Origin of the sequence: Pseudomonas sp. AM4(2022) (assembly GCF_036346515.1) — a bacterium.
Taxonomy (GTDB): Bacteria; Pseudomonadota; Gammaproteobacteria; order Pseudomonadales; family Pseudomonadaceae; genus Aquipseudomonas; species Aquipseudomonas paracarnis.
In genome coordinates this window covers 1-630 of record NZ_JAOTNW010000068.1, presented here as the reverse complement: position 1 = coordinate 630, position 630 = coordinate 1, and the positions used below count along the sequence as shown (strand labels likewise).

Here is a 630-nt window from a genome sequence, read left to right as displayed (position 1 = left end):
AAACGACGTCTACAAAGGTGACCAAACTGTTACCACCGCTATCAAGGGTGTGACCGGTGGTGAGCATTTCGAGAACCTGGTTCCTGGCACTACGGCGGTGAATACCACCGTTACCGATACCCCGAGCACCGACAACACTACGACTGTCACGCTGACCGCGCCTAGCGCCGTTAACGAAGGTGGTCAGATCACTTACACCGCGACCTTGAGCAATAAGGCCGGTACTGACGTCACGTTGAAACTCGACAACGGCGCAAGCATCACCATCAAGGCTGGCGACACTGTTGGCACTGTGACCGTGCCTGCGCCTACCGATGATGTGTTCATCGATAAGAGCACCCAAACGGTCAAGATCACCGAGACCACTGGCGGCAACTTCGAGAAGTTGGAAGTCGCAGGCAACGGCGCAACCACCACCATCAACGACACCATCGACAAGGTCGATGTGGTCCTGACGGCCACCACCACCGTTGGCGAAGGCGGCAACATCGTCTACACCGCCAGCCTTGTGGATAAGAACGGTGCGCCGGTGACCAACATCACCAGTCCGCTCACCGTTACCCTCGATAACGGCAAGACCATCACCATCGGCGTGAATCAGTCGAGCGGCTCCATTACCACCGTCGCGCC

The 630-nt window shown here is 57.5% G+C and carries 1 protein-coding gene; it reads left to right on the top strand.

Annotation, left to right across the window (positions count from 1 at the left end):
* A partial coding sequence (locus tag ODQ19_RS27985; protein WP_330211837.1) for an immunoglobulin-like domain-containing protein occupies positions 1–630 on the top strand: 630 nt, incomplete at both ends.